The 25,235-nt window shown below is 39.6% G+C and carries 21 protein-coding genes and 1 tRNA gene; 14 read left to right on the forward strand and 8 right to left on the reverse strand.

Going from position 1 to position 25,235, the window contains the following annotated elements:
- Positions 1–350 precede the first annotated feature (350 nt).
- The 5 genes from ACTCIM_RS03730 to ACTCIM_RS03750 all read right to left on the reverse strand — a co-directional run bounded on the left by ACTCIM_RS03730 (position 351) and on the right by ACTCIM_RS03750 (position 5,046).
- Positions 351–569 carry a type II toxin-antitoxin system HicB family antitoxin gene (locus tag ACTCIM_RS03730; RefSeq protein ID WP_029967204.1) on the reverse strand — a complete coding sequence of 73 codons (219 nt, stop codon included), beginning with the start codon at positions 567–569 and terminating at the stop codon, positions 351–353.
- A 470-nt stretch (positions 570–1,039) separates the two neighbouring features.
- The gene (locus tag ACTCIM_RS03735) at positions 1,040–2,413 is read right to left on the reverse strand and encodes a Ni/Fe hydrogenase subunit alpha (RefSeq protein WP_472313896.1); all 1,374 of its coding nucleotides are present in this window, start codon (positions 2,411–2,413) and stop codon (positions 1,040–1,042) included.
- A gap of 14 nt (positions 2,414–2,427) precedes the next feature.
- Entirely contained in the window at positions 2,428–3,168 is a 741-nt protein-coding gene (locus tag ACTCIM_RS03740; protein WP_029967209.1) for an NADH-quinone oxidoreductase subunit B family protein, read from the reverse strand.
- Positions 3,169–3,179: 11 nt separating this feature from the next.
- Complete coding sequence (locus ACTCIM_RS03745; protein WP_464279426.1) at positions 3,180–4,010, reverse strand: FAD/NAD(P)-binding protein; 831 nt, start codon at positions 4,008–4,010, stop codon at positions 3,180–3,182.
- Positions 4,000–5,046, reverse strand: a complete 1,047-nt coding sequence (locus ACTCIM_RS03750; protein WP_464279425.1) for a 4Fe-4S dicluster domain-containing protein — start codon at positions 5,044–5,046, stop codon at positions 4,000–4,002. The genes ACTCIM_RS03745 and ACTCIM_RS03750 overlap by 11 nt, the downstream gene beginning before the upstream one ends.
- Before the next feature lie 316 nt (positions 5,047–5,362).
- Here ACTCIM_RS03750 and ACTCIM_RS03755 point away from each other — a divergent pair, with 316 nt between their 5' ends.
- The gene (locus tag ACTCIM_RS03755; RefSeq protein WP_472313899.1) at positions 5,363–6,337 is read left to right on the forward strand and encodes a TAXI family TRAP transporter solute-binding subunit; all 975 of its coding nucleotides are present in this window, start codon (positions 5,363–5,365) and stop codon (positions 6,335–6,337) included.
- An 87-nt stretch (positions 6,338–6,424) separates the two neighbouring features.
- Positions 6,425–8,410: a TRAP transporter permease gene (locus ACTCIM_RS03760; RefSeq protein ID WP_472313902.1), complete on the forward strand. Its 1,986-nt coding sequence runs from the start codon at positions 6,425–6,427 to the stop codon at positions 8,408–8,410.
- 36 nt (positions 8,411–8,446) lie between these two features.
- Here ACTCIM_RS03760 and ACTCIM_RS03765 read toward each other — a convergent pair whose 3' ends face one another.
- From ACTCIM_RS03765 to ACTCIM_RS03775, 3 genes are all read right to left on the reverse strand, one after another.
- Complete coding sequence (locus tag ACTCIM_RS03765; RefSeq protein WP_472313904.1) at positions 8,447–8,905, reverse strand: tRNA (cytidine(34)-2'-O)-methyltransferase; 459 nt, start codon at positions 8,903–8,905, stop codon at positions 8,447–8,449.
- A 21-nt stretch (positions 8,906–8,926) separates the two neighbouring features.
- Positions 8,927–9,002 (reverse strand) — tRNA-Val (locus ACTCIM_RS03770).
- Positions 9,003–9,082: 80 nt separating this feature from the next.
- Positions 9,083–11,998 carry an NAD-glutamate dehydrogenase domain-containing protein gene (locus ACTCIM_RS03775; RefSeq protein WP_472313907.1) on the reverse strand — a complete coding sequence of 972 codons (2,916 nt, stop codon included), beginning with the start codon at positions 11,996–11,998 and terminating at the stop codon, positions 9,083–9,085.
- A gap of 129 nt (positions 11,999–12,127) precedes the next feature.
- On the opposite strand from ACTCIM_RS03775, the gene rfbB reads away from it, so the two are divergent.
- The 12 genes from rfbB (at position 12,128) to ACTCIM_RS03835 (ending at position 25,234) form a co-directional block, all read left to right on the forward strand.
- On the forward strand, positions 12,128–13,144 hold the full coding sequence (rfbB, locus tag ACTCIM_RS03780) for a dTDP-glucose 4,6-dehydratase (protein ID WP_472313909.1): 1,017 nt from the start codon (positions 12,128–12,130) through the stop codon (positions 13,142–13,144).
- Positions 13,131–14,000, forward strand: a complete 870-nt coding sequence (rfbD, locus tag ACTCIM_RS03785; protein WP_464279420.1) for a dTDP-4-dehydrorhamnose reductase — start codon at positions 13,131–13,133, stop codon at positions 13,998–14,000. The genes rfbB and rfbD overlap by 14 nt, the downstream gene beginning before the upstream one ends.
- 87 nt (positions 14,001–14,087) lie before the next feature.
- On the forward strand, positions 14,088–15,107 hold the full coding sequence (hrcA, locus tag ACTCIM_RS03790) for a heat-inducible transcriptional repressor HrcA (RefSeq protein WP_472313911.1): 1,020 nt from the start codon (positions 14,088–14,090) through the stop codon (positions 15,105–15,107).
- Between the two features lie 20 nt (positions 15,108–15,127).
- Positions 15,128–15,736 (forward strand): nucleotide exchange factor GrpE, encoded by a 609-nt coding sequence (gene grpE / locus ACTCIM_RS03795; protein WP_472313914.1) that lies wholly within the window; start codon positions 15,128–15,130, stop codon positions 15,734–15,736.
- A gap of 83 nt (positions 15,737–15,819) precedes the next feature.
- On the forward strand, positions 15,820–17,727 hold the full coding sequence (gene dnaK, locus ACTCIM_RS03800) for a molecular chaperone DnaK (protein WP_472313916.1): 1,908 nt from the start codon (positions 15,820–15,822) through the stop codon (positions 17,725–17,727).
- Between the two features lie 93 nt (positions 17,728–17,820).
- Positions 17,821–19,803 carry a penicillin-binding protein activator gene (locus tag ACTCIM_RS03805; RefSeq protein ID WP_472313919.1) on the forward strand — a complete coding sequence of 661 codons (1,983 nt, stop codon included), beginning with the start codon at positions 17,821–17,823 and terminating at the stop codon, positions 19,801–19,803.
- Positions 19,790–20,074 (forward strand): Asp-tRNA(Asn)/Glu-tRNA(Gln) amidotransferase subunit GatC, encoded by a 285-nt coding sequence (gene gatC / locus ACTCIM_RS03810; protein WP_464279416.1) that lies wholly within the window; start codon positions 19,790–19,792, stop codon positions 20,072–20,074. The genes ACTCIM_RS03805 and gatC overlap by 14 nt, the downstream gene beginning before the upstream one ends.
- A gap of 10 nt (positions 20,075–20,084) precedes the next feature.
- Positions 20,085–21,545 carry an Asp-tRNA(Asn)/Glu-tRNA(Gln) amidotransferase subunit GatA gene (gene gatA / locus ACTCIM_RS03815; RefSeq protein WP_464279415.1) on the forward strand — a complete coding sequence of 487 codons (1,461 nt, stop codon included), beginning with the start codon at positions 20,085–20,087 and terminating at the stop codon, positions 21,543–21,545.
- Entirely contained in the window at positions 21,546–22,577 is a 1,032-nt protein-coding gene (gene mnmA, locus ACTCIM_RS03820; protein ID WP_472313922.1) for a tRNA 2-thiouridine(34) synthase MnmA, read from the forward strand.
- Entirely contained in the window at positions 22,567–23,820 is a 1,254-nt protein-coding gene (mtaB, locus tag ACTCIM_RS03825; protein ID WP_472313924.1) for a tRNA (N(6)-L-threonylcarbamoyladenosine(37)-C(2))-methylthiotransferase MtaB, read from the forward strand. The genes mnmA and mtaB overlap by 11 nt, the downstream gene beginning before the upstream one ends.
- On the forward strand, positions 23,817–24,362 hold the full coding sequence (locus ACTCIM_RS03830) for a DUF4416 family protein (protein WP_464279411.1): 546 nt from the start codon (positions 23,817–23,819) through the stop codon (positions 24,360–24,362). The genes mtaB and ACTCIM_RS03830 overlap by 4 nt, the downstream gene beginning before the upstream one ends.
- The gene (locus ACTCIM_RS03835; RefSeq protein ID WP_464279410.1) at positions 24,359–25,234 is read left to right on the forward strand and encodes a YicC/YloC family endoribonuclease; all 876 of its coding nucleotides are present in this window, start codon (positions 24,359–24,361) and stop codon (positions 25,232–25,234) included. The genes ACTCIM_RS03830 and ACTCIM_RS03835 overlap by 4 nt, the downstream gene beginning before the upstream one ends.
- Position 25,235 lies beyond the last annotated feature (1 nt).

Raw genomic sequence — 25,235 nt, forward strand, 5'->3', positions numbered from 1 at the left:
AACCATTCTCTTAAGCGCGAAAATTCTTCTTAGGAGAGAGACTCAATTGATGACAATAATTTCTTCTACATTAGCCATTACTTTTTATCCTTTATCTTAAATGAATTAACCTCCAACCTCACCTGTCGCTATTAAGCGCAGTGTAATAGCGAATCGGTATAATTATTAGGCGCTTTATTCTGCACTTAGATTTTTCAATATTTTCTTTGTTAAAGGTTCTTTGATTTCTTTATGCCGAGGAACAGCTTCAATAACCCCGGTCTTTGGATTAATCCATAGTGAGTGCGACGCACCTTACCTTTTAAGATAACACCCTGCTATGCGCAATTTTCTTTCTAAATCCTTGCGTTTCATGCAATTACAATCTTTTCCTGGATTGCATCTTCAGGTAATCCACGCAGAATATCCTCTGTTCGATCTTTGAGAATGAGTTCAATAGCTTGACGTAAATTCTCTTTTGCTTCATCTATTGTCTCTCCCTGTCCATTGGCACCTGGCACTTCAGGACAAATAGCCCAATACCCACCTTCGGGTGCAGGCTCTATAATTGCTGTAAACTCACCTTTCATGCCAAACCTCCAATTTATATTGGCCTAATCTCTAAACCCATCTGTCGCTATTAAGAACAGCAAATCGACGCGGTGGAGCTAATTGTTAGCTAAATTACTTTTCTCTTGCTTCAATAAGTACCTTGATAACTTCTGGATGTAAATTTTCCCCGCATAAAATAAAGGCACAAATCTTTCATTGCCTCTTTGGTATACCTGTGCCCCCTTTTGCTCTTAGCGAACAAAAATGAGTTTCAAACATTCTTTCAAAAGCCCAATATGTCAGCATCAAGGATGATTTTTTATAGAACTGTTCATTAAATCAATTAAATCTATTATTTTGAGTATACTTTATTTAACATTACCTAAAATAAACCATAAAAAAATATTCTACCAACCCAGGTTGAATTTTTCTAATATATTTAAAAAATAAAAAGGTGTCTAAAAATCTTTAGACACCTTCCAAAAAAAAATCTTTTATATATTCTATTTTAAACGTAAATAAATTTAACTATTTTTTCTTTGTTGGGATTTAATTCAAGATAATGGGTAGAGCAAGAAATACAAGGGTCATATGCTCTAACCAGCATACTCAAAAGCAGTTCTATCTCTTCCTCAGACTTGCCATTTAAAGTAGGAGCAAAGACATTAAAGTCTTCTTGAATATTGGCATGGTTCTGGTTGGTGGGGATAACACAATCTGCTTTTACAATTCTTCCCTGCTCATTGTATTCATAAGAGTGGAATAAAATACCTCTGGGCACTTCTACTGCACCTACTCCCTTTCCCCATCTGGGAGTTATTTTTATAGGAGCTTCTTGCTTAAGCCCTTTGCTTAGCAAACTATCAATAAGATAAATGGAATCTTCAGTGGAATGTACACATTCCACTAACTGAGCCAGAGTAATGTAAAAAGGATTGTGGCAGGGAGCTACCAATCCCAATTTAGAAGCTGCACTCTTGGCCTGGGAAGAAAGCAATTCATAGTTTAAGTTAAACCTGGCCAAAGCGCCCACCATATAAGAATCTTTTACATTTCTGGTCCACTTGGCAGTGGACTGAGGAATACAGTACTCGTTGGTAATCTGGTTATAAAAACTATTGGGTTTTCTCTCATCCAGGGAAGAACCAATTTCTCCCTGGTATAAGGCATACTCTCCATTACTTACCAGGGCTATATATTCTGTAGGACGATTAAAAACAGGGTACTTATCCTTAAGCGCGGCAAAAAGCTCCACCATTCTGGAAAGATTATTTAAGGACTTCTGCAATTTAAGTTTTAGTTCTTTTAATTCCTGAACAGAAGGAATGGCTTCCATCCCACCTGGACACAAGCGTTGAGGATGCGTAGTGCGACCACAGATGGTAGCACTAAACTCATTGGCCAGTTTTCTACATTCAATTATATTTACCAGTTCTTCTTTATGGGTTTCAGCCAGAGGAAACACAGAGTCTACGCCCAAAAGGTCCGGCAAAACCAGATAGCCAATATGCAAGAGATGGCTTTGCAGGTTTTCAGCATGCAAAGCTAATTTGCGCAAAATAAGGGTCTGCTCTGAGACCTGAACATTAAAGGCCTCTTCTGTAGCCTGAATAGAAGCCAATTGATGCCCAATAGAACAGATTCCACATATTCTAGAGACAATGTGGTGAATATCCTGATAGGGCCTTCCCACTACCATGGCTTCAAAAAAACGAGGAGCTTCTGGCACTTCCCAGGAACAACTTTCAATTTTTCCCTGCTTATCAATTTTAACCACAATATTGCCGTGGCCTTCTACCCTGGTTAAATACTTTACCTTTAAAGTCTTGTCCTTGGATTTTGGAGACTCTTTTGCTTCTACTTTTACCTTTTCTTTAGCCATTTTTTCACCTTTATCTAATTAAACTTTAAAAAGTGGCCCAAATAAAGTCTTAATCTATCTTCTACTTCCACCCAGCTAAAGCCATGTTCATCCATAACTTCTCTGGCTGCATCCAGGTTGGCACTGGGTGCAGGACCTCTACAGCCCCAGCACACGCTACCTCTACTGACACACACTCCTCCACAACCTGCTCTGGTAATAATACCCAAACACAACCTACCACGCTCAAACTGGCAAATATTCCCTGCCTTTTTACATTCCACGCAAACCGGATAATCTGGAGGTGTGTACTTCTTGCCCAAAAGTAAACTTTTTACCACTTCTACAAACTCTTCTTTATCAATGGGGCAGCCGTGAATTTCTCCATCCACAGGTACTACTGCAGAAACAGGCCTGGCAGCATAGGTGGAATAATACCTTGCCCAGGGTCCATAGACCATATTTTTATATTCCTGCTCATTTAAAAAATTCTTTAAACAGTTTATGCCTCCAATAGTGGCACAGGCTCCCAAAGCTATTAAAATCTTGGCCCTGGAACGAATTTCCTTAATCCTTTCTTCATCTTCATACCTGGTAATAGAGCCTTCTACAAAAGCTATTTCATAATCATCACTATGACCTGTCTTTACTTCTCTAAAACTTACAATTTCCACATGAGAAGCAATATCTAAAATTCTCTCTTCCAGATTGGCTATTTGTAATTGATCTCCTTCACAGCCAGCAAAATCAAAAAAAGCAACTTTTGGCTTAGACATTTTTATCCCCTTTAAATAGCCTCTTCTAAAGAGGCAATTTCAGTATAACAAAAAACAGGACCATCAACACAACAGTTAATGCCATTTATTTGGCAATGGCCACATTTACCTAAGCCACACTTCATTCTTCTTTCTAAAGACACATATATTCTCTTTTCATCTATGCCTATTTTTTTACATTCATTGATGACAAATTTATACATTACAGGTGGCCCAACCATGGCCACATAGGTGCTTTCTGGCTCTATTTTTACCTTGGGCAGCAAAGTGGTGATAACGCCCACATTGCCTTTCCAGGTTTCATCCGGGCTATCCACTGTCTCCAATACTTCCACATCTGTTCTTTTTTTCATCTCTTCGATTTGATCTATAAAGATACGCTCTTTGGGATTTCTAGTGCCCACCAAAACCATTATCCGCCCATATTCATCTCTGTGCCTGAGCATATAGTTAAGCAAACTTCTTAAGGGAATAAAGCCCAGTCCTCCAGCCACAAAAAGTACATCCTGCCCCACAAACTTATGCATGGGAAAATAAGAGCCATAAGGACCTCTTACTCCTACTTTGGCTCCCACCTCCAGGTTATGCAGGGCTGTAGTAACAGTACCAATCTTACGCACAGCTATTTCAAAATGGTGATGATCACTTCTTGGAGGAGAAGTAATGGAAAAAGGGGCCTCTCCTATCCCAAATAGGGAAAGTTGAATAAACTGACCAGGGCGGTGGGCCAAAGGTTTGCCATTGTCCTGAGCAAACTCAAAAAGAGTTACAAAGTCAGAAAGTTTTTTCTTGGCTTTTAGGGTTGCCACCCTGGGAACATAAGGAGAAAATTTATCTTTCATAACTTAGAGCCTCCCACAAAACATTGAAAACTTCCAGAGGATTAGCAATGCGAGCTGTGCACACTCGCACACACCGCCCACAACCAACACACCCCAATTCACCTAACATGTCATAAATGTATTTTCCCTTGCGAAAATAGCGATGTCTATAGCGCTCTGCTGCTCTTCCCCTAAAGTTGTGCCCGCCAGCAATCTTAGCAAAACTTTCCAGCATGCACCCATCCCAAGTACGATAGCGTTTGCCTTTATTTAGTTTGTCGTCTACTTCGTCCAATATATCAAAACAATAACAAGTGGGGCAAATGAGGTTACAACTTCCACAGGCCAAACACTTTCTGGACTTTTCTGCCCACAAAAAAGAATCAAAACTCTTTTCCAAAACCCTGGGAACTTCCTCCCAGGAATATTTTAACCTGTTTTGTTTTTGCACAAGGGACACTATTTCTTGCTTCTTTCTCCTGGCCACTTCCCTTTCTGCAGAAGTAGCCTTATCTACCCTTCCATTGACAAAAAGGAGCTCTTCTCCCTTTTTAGAACCCACCTCTACCAGGAAGGTAGCTGGCCCAATCTTGGTCCAGAAAAGGTCAAAGCCAAAATCTACATTAAAAGCATTTACACTGCCCCAAAAGGCTTCTGGACACACCCTTAAAGGAGTAAGGCCCATAATTATGGTATTATCCCGACGCTGCCTGTAATTGACATCCACACTTCCCATATCCATCACCTGATCCAACTGATTTAGGGCCTTGATATCGTAGGGGTGCAGACCAAATAAAATCTGAGAGCTAGCTGTCAAAAGAGGTTTAGATTTATAGGTTTTTAAGTCAAATTCAATTAAGTCTTCTCGTGGAGGAAAAATAAAGCTCTTAGGAGGATTATAAAGGAGGTCATAATCAAAAGAAATCTCAGCCTCAGGGCTATATTCTTCCAAAAAGTAAAAGCCCTCTTTTTCCTGGGGGACAAAAAGCTTATACTTTTCCTGCCAACCAGCAAAGAGACCCTCTAACTGCTCTAAATAAACGATATAGTTACTCATCTCCCTCCCCACCTCATACTTTTTTACACATTTTGACCTTTTTTTTATATTTTTTAGTGAGAGTCAAATAAAAGAATATTTTCACAATCCCTCACGCTACCGCTAATTCCTTCATCAAAAAAATACCTCCTTTTACCACTTCTTTAAATCCATTTATGGAATAGTATCTTTTTCTTTTTTTCTTTTTAGGAAAATAATGAAAGGTTTAATCTGACTCTAACTCAAAAAAAGACATCCTTTTCTTGACGAAAACCCTCATCTTTGATTTAAGTTTAGGCCAAAAGTTTTATCCCAAAAACCAAAAAAAGGAGTGGGTATGTTTAAAAAATGGTTTATTAGCTTAGCGGCTATTTTAGGTCTTGTTTTGAGTTTTAATTTGCCTGTATCGGCCAAAACTTTTCTGTCCTTTGGAGGTGGTCCTGTAGGTGGAACCTTCCAATATTTTGCCAATGGTATCTCTGTTTTTGTCCAAAAAAAGTATGCAGACATTGAAATTTCTGCAGAGGGCACAGGAGGCTCTACTGCCAATTTAAAACTTTTGGACAAGGGGGACATTGACTTTGGAATCGTTTATTCTGGAGACGCTTACCTGGGCAGAGTGGGTAAACTTCCCAAAGATACCAACCAATATACTAATGTCAGAGCCGTAGCCTACCTTTATGGCGCCCCTGCTCAGCTGGTAGTAAGGGCGGATTCAGGCATCAATTCTGCTCTGGATTTAAAAGGAAAAAGAGTAGCTGTAGGTAATGCAGGTTCTGGTGCAGCTACTGCTGCTGAAAGGTTTTTCAGACACATTGGAGTATGGGACAACTTCTCTCCTCAATTCCTGGGATATAGTGCTGCTGCAGCAGCCTTTAATGATGGTAAGATTGACGCCTTCTGGGTCTTTGCTGGCTATCCCACAGCTGCCATTATTGAAGCTGCTACTAGAGATAAAATCAAACTCATTGATGTTCATAAAGACGCTGAAAAAACAGGTTTTTACAAGGTTTATCCCTTTTATACCCCTTTAGAAATTCCAGCCAATACCTATTCTAACCAGACCAAACCAGTACTTTCCTTCCAGGATGCTGCTTACTGGTGTGCCAACCAAAATGTCCCTGAAGATGTAGTTTACCGCAGTGTAAAGGCCATTTACTCTCCAGAAGGTCTAAAACACATGGTAAACATCAAAAAGACAGCCAAAGAAATGTTCATAGAAAATGGTTTAAGGGGCGTTTCCATTCCTGTTCATCCTGGGGCAGCTAAATTCTGGAAAGAAATGGGCGTGAAAGTGCCTGATTTAAAGTAATTTAGAAATTATATTTGCTATTTTCTGACCAGGCTTGTATCTAAGCCTGGTCTTTTTTATCTAAAAATTTTCTTTTGTGGAGTAGATATGAGCGAAGAAAAATTGTTAGAACAGGACATCCAATTAGCTGAAGAACAAAAACAAGAACTAAAAAAAATCATCTCCAAAGAATCCAGAAGCGGAAGAAAATTAAAGGGTATTTGGCACATTATTGCCTCTATCCTAGGACTAATCATGGTCCTTCTTTATTTTTATTCTTCTGGAATCAGGCCCATTTCTGCCCAGTATAATCGTGGAATTTATGTACTTATAACTTACGTGATGATTTTCCTTTACTTTCCTTTCTGGAGAAAATCTAACCAAGAACGACCCACTTTTTTTGATATTTGTCTGGCCTTATTAGCTGCTTTTTGTGTTGGTTATTGGATGCTGGAATTTGAAAACCTAAACTATCGGGCAGGAGTATATACTCAATTAGATTTTATAGTTTCTATTATTGGCATACTCTTATCTCTAGAGGTTTGCAGAAGGGTCTTGGGCTGGTCCATGACCTTATGTGGTATATTCTTTTTAATCTATGGTCTTTATGGCCGCTATTTCCCCTCCCTTTTTGCCCACAGGGGCTTTAGCCTGGAAAGGCTCTCCACAGTTCTCTTTTTGGAACAAAACGGTATTTTTGGGGTTATGGCCAATGTTCTGGTGACTTATGTAATTCTTTTTATTTTCTTTGGGTCCTTTTTACAAAAATCTGGAGTGGGGAAATTTTTCATTGAATGGCCCCTGGCCCTGGCCGGTAAAACTGTAGGCGGGCCAGCCAAGGTTTCGGTGATTGCCTCTGCTTTTTTTGGCTCTGTATCTGGCTCAGCCATTGCCAATACAGTTTCCACAGGCACCTTTACCATTCCCTTGATGAAAAAGGCAGGGTTTAGACCCCATGTAGCTGGGGCCATTGAACCTGCTGCCTCTATTGGTGGAATGTTTATGCCTCCTATTATGGGTGCAGGTGGCTTTTTGATGGCAGAGCTTACCAATACTCCCTATGTAGAAATAATGAAAATGGCCATTTTTCCAGCTGTTCTCTACTTCCTTTCTGTACTTACCATGATCCATTTTGAAGCCAAAAAACACAATATTAAAGGCTTGGAAGAGGGAGAGTTACCCAAACCTGGAAAAATATTTAAAAAACACTGGTACAAATCTGTACCTCTAATAATTATCGTTGTAATGATGTTACTAGGTTATTCGCCTGGTAATTCTGCTTTCTGGGCCACCCTTTCCTGTATTATAATCAGTCAGTTTGACAAAGAGCATAGAATGGGCCTTAAGGAAATCTGGGAGGCCATTATTACTGGAGCTAAAAGCACTCTGGTTATTGGTGCTACAGTAGGAGTAATTGGTATAATCGTAGGTACCATTGCTCTTTCAGGTATAGGCTTAAAATTTTCAGATATCATCATCTCTCTTTCCAAAGGAAGTTTGCCCATTGCTATTTTGCTTATTGGTTTGGCTTCTTTAATTCTGGGCATGGGCGTACCAGTAACAGCTTCTTACCTTATTACTGCAGTGTTAGCTGTACCTGCCCTTACTGAAATCATGCAACAGATGCCCATCTGGCAGGGACACGACGCAACCATGGCCATAGCTGCTCACATGATTGTCTATTGGTTTAGCCAGGATTCCAATATTACGCCTCCTGTATGTGTAGCTGCCTATGCTGGAGCAGCCATTGCTGGAGCTGACCCCTGGAAAACAGGCTGGACTTCCTTTAAATTTGCCAAGTTGTTATATGTAGTACCTTTTCTTTTCGCTTATGTGCCAGGCATTTTGCTTGCTGGAAGCTGGTCTGAAATAGGTATGGCTTTTTTTAGTGCCACTGTAGGCACAATAGCCTTTTCTGCCCTTACCATGGGTTATTTAGTAAGAAATACTACTATTTTCGAATGGATTATCTTTGCTCTTGGCACTTTTCTCTGTTATCATCCTCACTTAAGTAGCGATATAATTGGTATTACTATTATTTTCCTGGTTTATCTCTGGCAACGCTATAAAAACAAAAAAGAAGGATTGGCTTAAAAAATAAGGAAGGATAGGAAGAAAACAAAAATCTTCCTATCCTTCCTTTAACACTCCTATCTGTCTGTAGGCTTCATAGAGAACAATTCCTGCTGCAGTGGAAAGGTTTAAACTCCTCACCTTTCCCCAGAGAGGAATTCTTATGCGAAAAGGACTTTGGGCTAAAATATATTCAGGAAGACCTCTACTCTCTGGCCCAAAAACCAGTACATCCTTCTCAGTAAAAGAAAACTCTGTGTAAATTTCTCCCTGCCTGGCGCTGGTAAACACCAGCCTTTTATCTGGAGCCTGGTTTTGATAAAAATCACTCCAGCTTTTCCACACTCTTAAGTTTAGATATTGCCAATAATCCAGGCCAGCCCTTTTCAAATATTTATCTTCTAGCTTAAAACCCAAAGGCTCTATTAGGTGTAAAGGAGTAGTGGTGGCAGCACACAGACGGGCAATATTGCCGGTATTGGGTGGGATTTCTGGCTCAAAAAGTACAATTTCCAAGGATAACTCTCTAAGGACAGGTGGTGGGCGGTCGGGGATTTGAACCCCGGACTTCCACCGTGTGAAGATGGCACTCTAACCACTGAGTTAACCGCCCTGATTCAAAAGAAATTATCTTCACTCACCAGGGTAGTCAAGATGATTTTTCCTCTCAATTACCCTGGTGAAAATTTTTTATCAATGTAAAAATTCTTTTAAGGCCAAATAATTACTGCCCATTTGTTCTACAATCTCCCGTACTTCTGGATTGGCCAATTCTTGAACATAGTTTTTGATTTTCTTATTCTTTTGCAAGTAAAGGCGTAAGAAACCATAAAGGTCCTCTAATTCTTTTATTCTTTTAGCCCAGAATAATCCCTCTTTGTAAACCAATTTTGAAGCTAAATAAGAGCCTAACAAGGAAAACCTATATCTGGCAGGCGTATCGGCTAAAATCCTTTTTTTATACCTGGATACCAGGACAAAAGGACAATATTCCAAAACCTGTTCCTGCAACAGGTCATCTGCACTCAAATCTCCCACCTTCTCGGTTAACAGAGAGGAAATAATATCACTTAATTCATTTATCTCTCTGGAAACTTCCAGACTTATTTTAGTTAAAAATTCCTTTTTACTTCGCAACTTGTATTCCCACAAAAGAAGCCTGGCTTCATCTCTGGCCCTTTTTTCCAAAATCTCTAATACTTCTTTTATATACTCCTCCTTTAATTCCAAAAATTCCTGCTCATTTAAAATCAATCCCGCCAAAATTTCATAGGAAGAAGAAATAACCCCAGCTTTATTGGCTGAAGAGCCGTGAATGATTAATACGCCCTTTTCCTGTAATTTCTCCCTGGCTTCTGGAGAAATAAACAAGTTGGCTCCTTCTATAATGGCCTGGGCTGAAGGTTTACCTTCAGGAGTCAAAAATTTTGCCCAGTTCTTAAGGTTAATGGTATCAGGCCTGCCTCCACAGGGTAAAAATACATCTGCCACTACTTTATTATGTAGTTCATTACGGATTTTTACGCCTTCTGGAGTATCTGCTTTGACCAAAAAGGCCTCTTTAGACTTAAGCCTAGCAGGAGAAAACTCAGAGGTAGGTTTTTCTTCCTTTACCAGACGAAGTAACTCTTCATGATCCAGGCCAGATGGGTCATAAAGACAACCATGCCCATCACTTAAAGACAATATCCTGGCCTTGCTGCCATACTTCTGGATAATCAACTTCAAGGCATTACCTGCTACATCTCCAGCAGGACCACCTGTAAGTTTTACACTAAACTCCTGTTCATAAGGATTAAGGCCCAGAAACTTTAAAACCTCTTCCATATACACCACCACGCCCAGGCTGGTAACTCCATACTGCTTGTGGTTTATGCCAGCTACAGGCTTAGAGCTCATAATGGCCTGGGGCCAGGAATATCCCTTTTCCCTGGCTCTTTGAACAATCCAGTTGATGTGTTTAGGAGATATATTTTCATCCGGACCCAAGTAAATAAGTTCATGTCTTTTTAGATAATCAACAATATTTTCTTTGCAGGGAGAGTCTTTACTGGAAACAATAAGATCCAAAAGAGAATCAGCCATGGCTTTTACCGCCAAATCTATATCCCCTAAAGGATGAAGTAAAATAACTGCCTTGGAACCACCCTCAGGAATATCTTTATTTTTATATTGCTGGGCCAAAGCCAGCCCTCTCGCTTCATCAAATACCCGATGTAGCTCCATTTTGTAGTGTTCCAGGTTTTTGGTACGCACTACCCTTACTCCACCTCTGGCCATATCTCTATAACGAATGTGAAAACCAATAAAAAACCTTCCATAAAAATAATAAATACCAAAGGGGATTTCTTCATCTTTAATAAAAGAAGCAAAAACCTTTGGGTCCAAACGAAAACTAAGCCCAAAAAGGTTTTCAAAAAAATAATTGGTACGCAAAATATTCTTATAAAAAAGTAAAATGCTTTCAAAAACATTCTTGGCAATTTCATCAGTAAGTTCAGCCAAGCTCTTTTTTAGATTCAGCTCTCTTACGGCCATTAAGTCTTCTCTGGATTCTTCTTGAGGAGAAAAACGAGCATAAAAATAATCTACAAGCTCTTCTGTAATTTCTGGATAGGCTATCAGCTTGGCCTTTATTCTGGCCTGAGTATAGGCATAGGGGTCTATTTTCAAAAGATATTGATGGGCAAATTCACTACTGGCCTGTAAAAGAAAAACCTTTTTTACAGAAAAGTTTTTTTCCTGAGCAAACCATTCCAGTTCATCAGGGAAAAACCATTTTACCAAACTCAAATCCTCTTGTAGATTTAACAGGCAACTATCCTTTTCTAGCTCTTTAGCCGTACATTTTAAGTAGCAGCTTATAATCAAAGAGGTAATATCTTTTTCTCTATTGTAAAAAGTATCCAGGTAAAGCCTGTTTATATTTAAAGTATGCCTAAAAAATATTTTTATAATCTCTAAAAGCAGACCATAGCTAGGCGGGTTGTTCATGGCAATAGTTATACGGCTTTCTTCAGCATATACTTCCGGCTCTATATTTAAATATACCTCTTCTTTTCCTCTTAAACTTTTTAATATTTTAAAGTGCCTGGCAACCCTTCCTCTTTCCAGCCTGGTCAAGTATTCACTATTGGCACAGGAAATAAAAGAAGAAAACTCTTCTTTCTCTTCAGGCTTGATAATCTTCTCTTTAAAAAAATTGTCCAGTTCAAGGTTTAGCTCTTCTTTTATTTCTAAATCTTCTACTTGTTTATAGGTTTGAAAAGTACTAAGACAGATACTTCCATCCAAAGAAGTATACATCCTGACCGTCTGAATCTTTTTTTCCTTAAAATCTTCTAAAATTTTTATTAAAGCACTTTTATTTTCTCCAGGAGTAATAAAGGTAAATCTGGTCCCACAGGGGCTCTCTAAAGAAATAATACCCTTATCCGTAGTGAGTCGGCCGGAAATAATGGCCAAAATATGTTTTTTTATCTCTTCTTCAGGGTGAAAGCGAAAATAATAGGGATGCATATTGGCAAAAAACCAAGGACTTATCTCCTCAGCCATAGAGCCTAAAATTTCTTTAATCTGAGGAGTGAGTGCACTTACTTCTAAAGTCATAGGACCTCCCTTGTTTTTTCTTACCCTAGTAACTCAAATTTTTCTCTGAGGTAAAGAAAATTTTTCTTGCTTTAAACGGTTTTTTTGCTTAGCTTATAAAATATTTACATTTATTTCAGGGAGTTAGTAGTGAAAATCTTGGTAACGGGTGGAGCAGGATTTATTGGCAGTAATTTTTTATACTATCTTTTTGCAAAATATGAAAACCTGTTTGTGGTTAATCTGGACAAACTGACCTATGCTGGAAATTTAAAAAATCTAAGTGAGCTGGAAAAAAAAGCAGGAAAAAATTATGTATTTATCCGTGGCGGTATAGAAGAGGAAAAGCTGGTAACAGAAATACTTCACAAGTACGACATAGAGTATATAATCAATTTTGCTGCTGAATCGCATGTGGATAGGTCCATTGATAATCCCTACCCTTTTATTACCACCAATGTCCTGGGGACTCAAAATCTTTTGGAGTGTGCCAGAAAAAAAGGAATCAAAAAATTCATTCATATTTCTACTGATGAAGTTTATGGCTCTCTGGGCAAAGAAGGCAAGTTTACTGAAAATACCCCTCTAGCTCCCAATAGTCCCTATTCTGCCTCCAAGGCTTCAGCTGACTTGATTTGCCGAAGCTATTACAAAACTTATAACTTTCCAGTGGTTATTACGCGCTGCTCCAACAATTATGGTCCCTATCAATTCCCGGAAAAACTTATTCCCCTTACCTTTTTAAAGGCTTCTAAAAACGAACCCATTCCAGTTTACGGCAAAGGAGAAAACATTCGGGACTGGATTTTTGTGGAAGACCACTGTCGGGGGATAGATCTGGCCTTAAGTAAAGGAAAACCTGGAAAGGTTTACAACTTTGGCGGTCAGGCAGAAAAAACCAATCTAGAAGTGGTCAAGGCCATCCTTGATTTTTTGGGCAAGCCCCACACTTTAATCAAGTTTGTCCAGGATCGACCAGGGCACGATTTTCGCTATGCCATGGATTTTAGCCTGGCTTCTAAAGAACTTGGCTTTTACCCCAGCTTGACTTTTGAGCAAGGATTGGAGAAGACTCTAACCTGGTACACACAAAACTTGTCCTGGATAGAAAGTATCCTCAGTGGAGAATACTTAGAATTTATGCGGAAATGGTATGCCAAAAGATAAAAGAGCCCTGGTTTTGGGCGGTAAAACAGGCCTTTTAGGACAAAAGTTAAGCCAAGTTCTCCAGGAAAGGGGATGGGAAGTAAAAGCTCCTTTTCGGGGAGAGCTGGATATCTTTTCTGAAGAAGCTGTAAGCTCTTATGTCCAGGAACATTCTATCTCGCACATCTTTAATACTGTTGCCTATACCCAGGTGGACCTGGCAGAAGAAGAGAAAGAACAAGCCAGATTACTAAACCGCAATCTCCCCAAAATCCTCGCTCAAGTGGCCAGTAAAAAAAATCTCTATTTCATTCATTACAGCACAGACTTTGTCTTTAATGGCAAACATACCCTTCCCTATGAGCCAGAAGATAAACCCCATCCCTTAAGTGTCTATGGACAAACCAAACTTGAAGGGGAAAGGGCCATTACTGACATACTTAAGCAAAATTTTCTTATCATTAGAACAGCCTGGCTCTTTGGAGAAGACAAGGAAAATTTTGTGAGTAAAATTTTAAGGCTAGCCAGAGAAAGGGAAAGTTTAAAAGTGGTCCACGACCAGATAGGCTCCCCCACCTATACCAAAGATCTGGCTATCTATACTTTAAACCTGCTGGAAAAACAAGGTACAGGTATTTTCCATCTGGTAAATTCAGGGCAAGCCTCCTGGTGCGAACTGGCTCAAGAAGCCATAAGTTGTGCTGGACTGCCCTGCAAAGTAATTCCCATCACTTCCAAGGAGTATCCCCAAAGGGCTTTGCGCCCTTCCTTTTCAGTCCTAAGCACTCGAAAGTTTACCCAACTAACGGGCATAACTCCCAGACCCTGGATTCAAGCCTTAAGAGAATACCTTTTCTCCTTTCATTTAGAAGGCTAAATCTTTCCAAATCTTGACACTCCAACACTCCATAATTACCACTAAAACACTTAAATCTGTTTTATATCTGTGGTAATCAAAAAAATTATGCTTAACCAACGAGAAATTCAAGTTTTAGCCACTCTGATAGGAATATTCTTACAAACAGGTCAGCCTGTGGGCTCGCGTATTGTCTCCAAAAAATCCCGCCTGGGATTAAGCTCTGCTTCCATCCGCAATATCATGGCTGACCTTACAGAAAAGGGTTATCTTCATCAGCCTCATACTTCAGCTGGAAGAATCCCCACTGCTAAAGGCTTAAAATTTTATCTAAGCAAAGTATATGCACCTGCTCCGCTCACTTCTGAGGAAAAAGACCAAATAATTTTAACCTTACGCCAAAACATGCCAGACCTGGAAAAAACCCTAAGCAGTGCCAGTAAGATACTCTCTTCTGTCTCCAGGCAAGTAAGTCTGGTACTTTCGCCACAAAAAAAACTTTCTCACTGGAAAAGCATAGAATTTATGTACATCAAACCTGGTCTGGTTCTCTCCATTTTAATTCTGGAAGAAAACCTCATTCAAAATAAACTTATCAAAGTAAATAAAGACATCACTAAAGAAGATTTAATCAAGTTTAGCAATTTTTTAAATGAAAAGTTTAAAGGACTTCCTCTATATATAGTTCGGCAAAAAATTATAGAAGAAATGAAAAGCGCTCAGGCAAAATTTGAAAATCTTTACCAACAGGCAATGAAAGTGGCCAAAGAAGCCTTTGAAGATTCTAACCGTCAACTTTATGTAGAAGGCACTACCCATATTTTAAGTAAAGACCAGATGAAAAATATTAATACCATGAAAGAACTTTTCCACTTTTTAGAAGAAAAATCCAGATTACTGGAAATTTTGGATAAAACCATAGAAGAAGGTCTAAATATTTTAATTGGTTCAGAAGATCTAGAAAATTTAGGAGACTATTCAGTCATCTCTTCTCCTTATGCTTTCAAGGAAGGGACTCAGGGAGTAGTTAGCGTCATCGGGCCTATGCATATGGATTATACCTATATAATTCCACGTGTTGACTTAATTTCCAAAGTGCTTACCAAAATATTTCAAGAATTTTACTAACTAGAAGGTGTGGAGGGAAAATGAAGGACGAAAAAGAAAAAAAAAGCAAAGTAAAGGAAAAATCTTCTGAACATTCCGCTCAAGCTTCTGAAAAAAAAGAAACCAATACCCAAACTTCAAGCGAAGAAAAACTTACTCTCCAAGAATTCAAAGAAAAAATCTGCCCGGAATGTGAACAATTAAAAGAAAAGGAAGAAAAAGTTTTAAGAACTCTGGCAGAAGCTGAAAACTTAAAAAAACGCTTGCAAAGAGAAAAAGAAGAATTTTGCAAATTTGCTACTTCTGCCTTTTTAGAAGAGCTCTTACCGGTTTTAGACAACCTGGAATTAGCTCTTACCCACAGTCAAAACCAAAAAGAATGTGCTGGGCTCCACCAGGGAGTGGAGATGACCCTGAAAATTTTCAGGGATATCCTGAAAAAACACGGCCTGGTACCTGTAGGTGAGGTGGGAGAAAAGTTTGATCCCAGCATTCACGAAGCCATGGCCCAGGAAGAAAGGGAAGACATGGAAGAAGGCTGTGTAGCCCAGATGTATCAAAGAGGTTATAAACTGCACGAACGCTTGCTCAGACCAGCAAAGGTTATTGTTAGCAAAAAGTGTGCACCGAAAGAGGAAAAAACAGAATAACGCTCTTTACAAAAAGGAAAAAAGACTTAGTTTTTGTCTAGTGAAAAAATAATTAGTTTCAAATAAATGAGGAGGCTTTAGAAATGGGAAAAATCATCGGCATAGACTTAGGAACCACTAACAGCTGTGTTTACTACATGGAAGGAAAAGATCCTAAGTGTATCACCAATCCAGAAGGTGGTAGAACCACTCCTTCAGTAGTTGCCTTTACTGATAAGGAAAGACTCATTGGAGAAATTGCCAAGCGTCAGGCCATCACCAACCCTGAAAGGACTATCTATGCAATAAAAAGATTAATGGGACGCAAATATGACGATCCTCTAATCCAAAAGTGGAAAGAACGTTGTCCTTATAAAATAGTTCCTGGCCCCAATGGAGATGCTTACGTCCAGATTGGCGATAAAAAGTACAGTCCTCCTGAAATCTCAGCAATGATTTTGCAAAAATTGAAAAAAGATGCTGAAGAATTCTTAGGAGAAAAGATTACAGAAGCAGTTATTACAGTGCCTGCCTATTTTAATGACAGTCAACGTCAGGCCACCAAAGACGCGGGAAGAATTGCAGGCCTGGAAGTAAAAAGAATCATCAACGAGCCTACGGCTGCTTCTCTGGCCTATGGCATGGATAAAAAGAAAAATGAAAAGATTGCTGTATATGACTTGGGTGGCGGTACCTTTGACATCTCTATCCTGGAAGTAGGCGATGGAGTGGTAGAAGTTAGGTCCACCAATGGAGATACCTTCTTGGGTGGCGAGGACTTTGACCAGAGAATTATCAATTATCTCGTCGATGAGTTTAAAAAAGAAAATGGTATTGACCTCTCCAAGGACACCATGGCCTTACAGCGCTTAAAAGAAGCTGCAGAAAAGGCCAAAAAAGAACTTTCTTCTTCCCTAGAGACTGACATCAACTTGCCCTTTATTACTGCAGACCAAACTGGCCCCAAACACTTAAATATCAAACTCACTCGCGCCAAGCTGGAAAAATTAGTCGAAGACCTGGTAGAAAGAAGCATTGAACCCTGTAAAAAGGCCTTGGCTGATGCAGGACTTAAGGCTTCTGATATTGATGAAGTAATTCTGGTGGGTGGAATGACCCGTATGCCCCTGGTCCAGAAGAAAGTTGCTGAATTCTTTGGCAAAGAACCACACAAGGGAGTAAACCCAGACGAAGTGGTAGCCATGGGTGCAGCCATTCAGAGTGGTATCTTGGCTGGAGATGTAAAAGACGTCTTGCTCCTGGATGTAACACCTCTTTCTTTGGGCATTGAGACCTTAGGTGGCGTGTTTACCAAGCTCATAGAAAGAAACACCACCATTCCTACCAAAAAGAGTCAGGTCTTTACCACAGCTGCAGACAACCAGACTTCTGTAACCATTCATGTCCTGCAGGGTGAAAGGCCCATGGCTGCAGACAATATGTCCCTGGGTCGTTTTGAACTTACCGGTATTCCCCCTGCACCTAGAGGAGTACCTCAAATCGAAGTAACCTTTGATATTGATGCCAATGGTATTGTAAACGTTTCCGCCAAGGACTTAGGTACTGGAAAGGAACAATCCATTAGAATCACTCCGTCCAGTGGGCTTTCTGAAGATGAGATACAAAAACTCATCAAAGAAGCAGAAGCTCATGCAGAAGAAGATAAGAAAAAACAAGCTCTTATTGAAGCTAGAAACCAGGCTGACACCCTTATTTACACTACGGAAAAATCCCTCCGTGATTTAGGAGATAAGGTAGAGCCAGTCTTAAAGAGTGAGATTGAAAACAAGATTGAAGAATTAAAGAAAGTAATGAACCAAGATGATGCTGAGGCTATCAAAAAAGCTTCTGAAGAGTTAGCGCAAGCTTCTCACAAACTGGCTGAAAAGCTCTATGCCCAGAAGACAGCTGGAGCCAATCCTGGAGCTGACGCTTCTGCTGGGGCAGATGCCAGCAATAAACCCAAAGACGATGATGACGTAGTAGATGCAGATTATACAGAAGTAAAATAACCTTTACTTGACAGTACTCCCTCCCCCTCCCTATAACCAGGGTCTGGAATTAATTTCCAGGCCCTTTTAATTTTCTATCAAGAAGGTAAAACAATGTTAAAAAAAATACCTTATCTTGTTTTTTTGCTAATCTTACTTAGCAGTTGTACTAAAAATATTTACCTTACTACACCTAAAAACCCAGTAAAAGAAGCTGACCAGGCTTACAAAGAGGAAAAATGGCTTAAGAGCAAAGTCCTCTATCAAAAACTTCTCGCTACTCCCAACCTGGACTTACAAAGCAAAACTCTATTTTTAAAAAGATTGGCTAAAAGTAGTCTGGAAGTAAAAGATTTTCCGTTAGCTCAAGATAGCCTGCTTCAATTATTTACTCTCAATCCAGAAGAAAAAAAAGACTGGGAAAATCAAAAAATCCTGGCCCTCAGTCTAAAAGAGACCCAGGGAATAGATGAGTTTAAAGAATATTTATTAAGGCTGGGTCTGGATTCAGACCTTCCGTTTTCTTTAAAAAGAGAAATGGGCTTTTTTCTTCTCCAGGAACTACCAGAAAAAGACCTGGCAGATGCCTATAGCATTCTGGAAGAAGTATATAATTCTTTAACTATTGAAGAGAAAAAAACTTTGGAAGAAGATTTCTATTACTACTTAGCCAATAAGGATGGGAAAAGCCTGGAAAGTCTAAAAGCAAAAATCTGGAATGAAGAAAAATTTCCCCAAAACATTATTACCTTTGTCTATTTTTTTAACCTTGCCCAAAGAGAAAGCACAGACTGGAGCTTTTACTGGAGTAAACTAAAGGTTCTCCTGAAAAAAGCCAATTTTAGCTCTCCTCTTTTTCAAAATCTCTTTGCTGAAAAAGAAAATTCCCTGGGTATTCCAGAACAAAAAATAGCCCTGATTTTACCCCTGGAAGGTCCCTATGCCAGCTTTGGCTGGAAAATCTTAAAAGGAGCCAGTTTAGCTCAATGGAAACTTTTAGGAGAAGGGCAAAAAGTAGATTTAATTATCTTTAATTCCCTGGATTCCAGCTGGCCTGAACAAGTTCTACAAACCTCGACTAAAGTCATAGGCGGCCCCCTTATTCCTGATAATATCGCCAGGGTACTGCAAAATAAACTCTATGAGAAAAAACTCTTTTTTACCTTTTCTCCCAGTTCTGAAAAAGAAGGAAAGGAAATCTGGCGATTTTTCCCCAGTGCAGAAGACCAGGTACGCATTTTAATTAAACAGACCCATGAACAATTGGGTATCAACAACTTTGCCATTTTATACCCGGAAGAAAACTATGGACAAAGAATGAGCAAGGTCTTTTATCAAGCATTAAACCAACAGGGCGGAGAATTAAGAGGACTAACTAGCTATCCACCCGATGCACCTCCTAAATGGGGGAAAAAGGTCGCCCAACTCTTAAAGGTAGAAGAAAAAAACCAAGAAGAAGAAAAGCTAGAAACATTTCCAGAGCCAGATTTTGAAGCAGTTTTTATCCCGGACAATCTCTCCAGGGTAAAAGCCATTGCTTCTTATTTCTTTTTTTACAACGAACCACGTCTGTTTTTCCTTGGCCCCAGTTTATGGGCAAATCCAGATGAACTTTCTGATTTAGAAAAAATTTACTTAACCTTAGCCTTTTATCCCAGCCCCTGGTGGTCTGCTAATCCCAGTTTTGAAGTAAGTGAACTTAAACAGCTACTTAAGGAAAGCGTGCAAGGAGAGCCTGATTTCTGGGTGGGATTAGGTTTTGATTTTGTACGTTTCTTTGCCTCCCTTCCCATTTACCCCCACCTCCCAGCAGATAAGGTAAATGAGCTACTTAGTAATAAGTCCAGGGACTTTAACTGGACTATAGCTCCTCTTACCTGGAACGAAGAGGGAAAAGCCACTGAAGATCTTTTTCTCTTCAGTCTCTATCAAGGAGAAAATAAACTTGCGGATTTAAATTTACTCCAGAACATCAGGGCGAAAAGAATAGAAAACAGAAAAGTAAAAAAAATAGAGTATTATAAAAAACACAATCTTCCTCTTCCAGAAGAGGATACAAATTCTACTCTTGAGGAGAAAAGTAATGAAAATAACTAAAGAAGAAGTAAAACAAATAGCTACTCTGGCTAGATTAAAACTACCAGAAGAAAAAGTAGAAATTTATCAAAAACAGTTTTCAGCAATTTTAGATTATATGGAAAAATTAAAGGAAATAGACACAAAAGAGGTTAACCCCCTCTATTCTCCTGCAGAGTTAAAAAATGTTTTTAGAGAAGATGAAGTTAAAAAAGATCTAGATAGAGAAGAAATACTAAAAAATGCACCTAAAACAGATGGAGAATTCTTTATTGTACCTAAAATAATCTAAAGGAGAAAAAATGGAAATTTTAAATAAAACCCTTACAGAGATAAGAGAAAGTCTACAAAAAAAAGAAATAGGCGTTGAAGAGCTCATCAAGACTTGCTTACAGCACATTGCCAATACAGAGCCTAAAATAAACGCCTTTATCACCCTGCGCGAAGAAGAGGAGCTTTTAGAAGAAGCCCGCCAATTGGATAGACAAGGGCCTGACCCCAATCAGCCTTTGTGGGGGATACCCTTAGGGATAAAAGATGTCTTAACCACCAAAAACTTGCGCACTACCTGTGGCTCTAAAATTCTGGAAAACTTTGTGCCTGTATATGACGCCTTTGTGGTAGAGAAGTTAAAAGCAGCTGGCGCCATTATTCTGGGCAAGCAAAACATGGATGAATTTGCCATGGGCTCTTCCACTGAAAATTCTGCCTTTGGTCCCACCAAAAACCCCTGGGATTTGAGCAGAGTACCTGGTGGCTCCAGTGGAGGTTCAGCAGCCAGTGTGGCAGCCAGACAGTGTTTTGGAGCTATTGGCACTGATACAGGAGGATCCATTCGCCAGCCTGCTTCCTTTTGTGGATTGGTGGGTTTAAAACCAACCTATGGACGGGTCTCCCGTTATGGCCTGATAGCTTATGGCTCTTCTTTTGACCAGGCCGGGCCACTTACCCGCAGTGTTCAAGATGCAGCTTTACTTCTGGAAGTAATCGCTGGCCATGACCCCAAGGACTCCACTTCTTTAAATGCTCCTGTACCTAAATATAGTCAAAGCATAACTTCCCTTTCAGCAACAAAATTTACTTTTGGTTTACCCAAAGAATACCTTGGAGAAGGATTAGACCCTGAAGTAGAAAAGGTTTTTCAAAGCACCATTAAGTTAATTGAAAACCTAGGCGGAGAAATCAAAGAAATTTCCTTGCCTCACACTCAATACGCCATTGCTACCTATTATATCCTGGTTATGGCTGAAGCTTCTTCTAACCTGGCCCGCTTTGATGGGGTTAGGTATGGAGTACGCAATGCAGAAGCCAAAACACTAAAGGAACTCTATGAACTTTCACGCTCTCAAGGTTTTGGAGATGAGGTGCAAAGAAGAATCATGCTAGGCACCTATGTCCTGTCTGCAGGTTATTATGACGCTTATTACAAAAAAGCTGCCCAGGTAAGAAGGCTCTTAAGTGAAGACTTTGTTCAGGCCTGGAAAGAATGTGATTTTATTCTGGCGCCAGTCTCTCCTACTCCTGCCTTTAAACTGGGAAGCACCATTAATGACCCTTTAAAAATGTATCTCATGGACATTTATACCACTTCTCTAAATCTAGCTGGACTTCCTGGCCTAAGTTTACCCATAGGGCTTAGCTCTGACAATTTGCCCATAGGCGCACAAATAATAGGCCCCAAGTTAAGTGAAGAAAAACTTTTAGCTCTTGCTTCCAAACTGGAAGAGGCTTTGCCCAAACTTCCTCTTCCCCCTCTAAGCTAAATGCAGGTAGGAGTATTATTAAGCGGTGGCATAGACAGCCTTTATAGCCTGCTTTTATTAAAAGAAGCAGGCTATAAGGTAATGGGTATACACGGTCTTTTTTTTGATTCTCCTCAAGAAAAAAAGCAATTAGACCACTTGCGCACTTTAGCCAAGCAAATGGATTTTTCCCTGCAAATTTTGAATTTAAAAAAGGAATTTGAAACAAAAGTTATTCAACCCTTTATTCAAAGTTTTAAGCAGGGATTAACTCCCAATCCCTGCTCATTGTGTAATCCCAGCATCAAATTTGGCCTTTTACTGGAAAAGGCCAGAGCTTTGGGGTGTACTAAATTGGCTTCAGGCCATTATGTAAACCTCCAAGAAAAGGGACTTTCGCCCTTAAGCAGAGGAAAAGATAGGACCAAAGATCAAAGTTATTTTTTAGCCCTGGTACCTAGAAAAAATTTCAACTACCTGATTTTTCCTTTAGGCAGGCTGGAAAAAAAACAGGTTTACGCAGAAATAAAAAAAAGAGAACTTCTTATTTTGACTGCCCAGGAGAGTAATGAAATTTGTTTTGTCCCAGCAGACTATCGTCAGTTTCTAACTTCTAGAAATATAAGCCTGGGAGAACCAGGTCCTATCAAACTTTTAGACGGCACCCTTCTGGGTACTCACAAGGGGTTGCTCAACTACACCATAGGACAGCGCCGGGGCCTAGGGATAGCCTATAAAGTACCTCTTTATGTCCTGGATAAGGATAAAGCTTCCAATACCCTTTTTGTGGGACCCAAAGAAGAACTCCAGGCCCAAGGGGTTATAGCCAGTAAGTTTAATTTTCTCTGTCCCCTGGAAAAATGGCCTCAAGAGATTTGGGTCCAAATCAGATACAGGCAAAAACCTAAAAGAACCCGATTTTTAAAGCAAGAAGGAAGTTATTTTTACTTTGAATTCCTGGAACCAGAAGAAAGGCCTTCTCCCGGGCAAACCCTGGTGGTCTATTTTCAAGAAGAGGTTCTTGGCGGAGGTATTATTCAAGGTGGATTTTAAAACCTTTCACATCAAAACCCTGGGCTGTAAAATCAATCAATATGAAACCCAGGCAATCAATGAATTATTGCAACAACAGGGGAAAACCCCTGTCCCCTTAGAAGAAGCAGAACTGGTTATTTTTAATAGTTGTGCTGTAACCCAAAGGGCAATTAGTGACTTAAAAAAACAAATCAAGGGAGTACTAAAACACCTTTCCCCTTCTACTCAAATTCTGGTTACTGGTTGTGCTGCGCAAGTCTTAAAAGAAAAAATAAGCAGGTGGAAAGGAGTGCAGCTAGTTATCCCGCAGGAGCAAAAACTGAGTTTTTTTGCCCAAGAAAAACAACCCTTCTCTTTCCCACCCATTAACAATTACTTTCGGGCCAGAGCCATTTTAAAGATACAGGATGGCTGTTCGCACAGATGTACCTATTGTATCGTACCTCTGACCAGAGGTAAGTCTAGAAGTAGAAATCCCCGGGAAATCTTAGCTGAACTAAAAAGATTGGTAGAGGCTGGTTTTCAGGAAGTTATTCTAAGTGGAATAAACTTAAGACAATATGGACGAGACCTAACTGAAGTCAAAAACTTCTGGGAGTTAATTCTCTTTTTAAAGCAACACTTTGATTTTATAAAACATAAGGTTCGCCTGCGCATAAGTTCTCTGGAGCCAAAGGACCTGGACCAAAGGGCTTTAGATGTACTAGGGGAAAGCCCCTTTATCTGCCCTCACCTGCATATATCCTTGCAAAGTGGAAGTGATAAAATTCTAAAACTTATGGGCAGGGGCCATTATAAGGCTGAAGATCTGGAGCGTTTTATCGAACAAATTAAAACAATCTGGCCTGTTTTTGGGCTGGGTCTGGACCTGTTGGTGGGATTTCCAGGTGAAAAAGAAGAAGATTTTTTAGCAACTTATAACCTGGTAAAAAGACTTCCCTTAAGCTATGCTCATGTTTTTCCCTATTCACCCAGGCCCAATACACCTGCAGCCACCTTTTCCCAGCAACTACCTCCTGCCATAAAAAAAGAACGAGCCAAAAAGTTAAGGGACCTGGTAGAAGAAAAAAAACAACTTTTTTTACATAAACTGCTTAAACTACCCTCTCTTCAGGTCATAAAAGAAAATGAATACTCAGGCACCAGTGAGTACTATCAACAGGTATTTTTTTCTACTTCCCTTTCCCTGGCCAACAAAAAACTCATCCAAGTAAGACCTTGGCAAGTTCAGGACAATAAGTTATTTGTTTTACCCTTATGAGCATTCCCAAAGAACCTCTGCCAGGAAAATTTTTTCTCTCTATTTTAAGTGCTAAGTGGGAACTTTTCTGGCCCGAACTATTAGAACTCCTGCGCCAAAAGTGGGGACAGGAAGATTATCTATCTGATCCCATACCCTTTACTCAAACCCATTATTATGATGCAGAATTGGGCACTCCCATTTATAGAAGAATAGTTTCCTTTCAAAGCCTGGTCCCCCTGGATAGCTTGCCTGACCTAAAGCTTTTTACCAACTCCCTCGAACAACAGTATCAAAGAGAAGAAAAAAGAATCTTTAACCTGGACCCAGGCCTAATCACCTTTGAACGGTTGGTATTAGCCACAGGTAAAAACTTTACCCATCGCATTTACTTAGGCAAAGGAATCTTTGCCGACCTCACTCTCATTTATTCCAGGGAAACCTGGCAGGATTTACCCTGGACCTTTCCTGATTACCGCACTTTAACCATAAAAAATCACTTAACTGCTATTCGCAATCTCTACCAACAACAAATCCAAAGTATGAGGAGTACATCTAAATGAAAAGTATGACCGGGTATGGAAAGTTTTCTTTAGAAAAGGAAGATTATTCCCTGGTTTGGGAAATAAAAAGCGTTAATACTAGATTTTTGGATATAAACTTTAAAACCCCCTACTTTCTTACAGCCGAACAGCCTAAGTGGGAGAAAATTATTAGAAAGGTAGCCAAAAGAGGACGAATTGAAGTCTATTTAAGTCTGGTTTTTAAAAATCCAGACCTTTTAAACCTTAGTTTTGACCACGCTCAAGCCAGGGCCATGCTCCAGACCTTAAAAAGCCTGGCTCAAAGTGAAGGTGTAAACTTTGTCCCTGAGATAAATACCTTTTTATCTTTACCTCATTTGTGGAAAAATAAAGAGCAGGAAATATCGCCAGAACTGCAAAAAGACCTCACAGACTCCCTGAAACAAACCCTGAGCCTCTGGGATCAGAGTAGGCAAGAAGAAGGTCAAAACTTACAACAAAAAATTACTGAATACTTAAAACAAATGATAGGGTTATTAGCAGATATTGAAGAAATTATTAAAGAAAACACTCAAAATCACTTTTGCAATTTACAAAACAGAGTAAAAGAACTATTAAAAGACCTGGATACTCAACCTCAGCAGGACAGGTTATTAACCGAACTGGCCCTTTTAGCTGACCGTTTAGATGTAAGTGAAGAAATAACCAGATTAAAAAGCCATCTCCAGGCCATAGAAAAACTGGAAAAAGAAGAAGAAGTGGGCAGAAAATTAGACTTTTATCTGCAAGAATGCTTTCGGGAAATTAATACTTGCTCCAATAAGGTCCAGAATATAGAAGTAAGTAAACGCAGTGTAGAAATTAAGGGAATTCTTGAAAAAATAAGAGAACAAGCCCAAAATCTGGAGTAAA

The organism is Desulfonauticus sp., assembly GCF_055126295.1.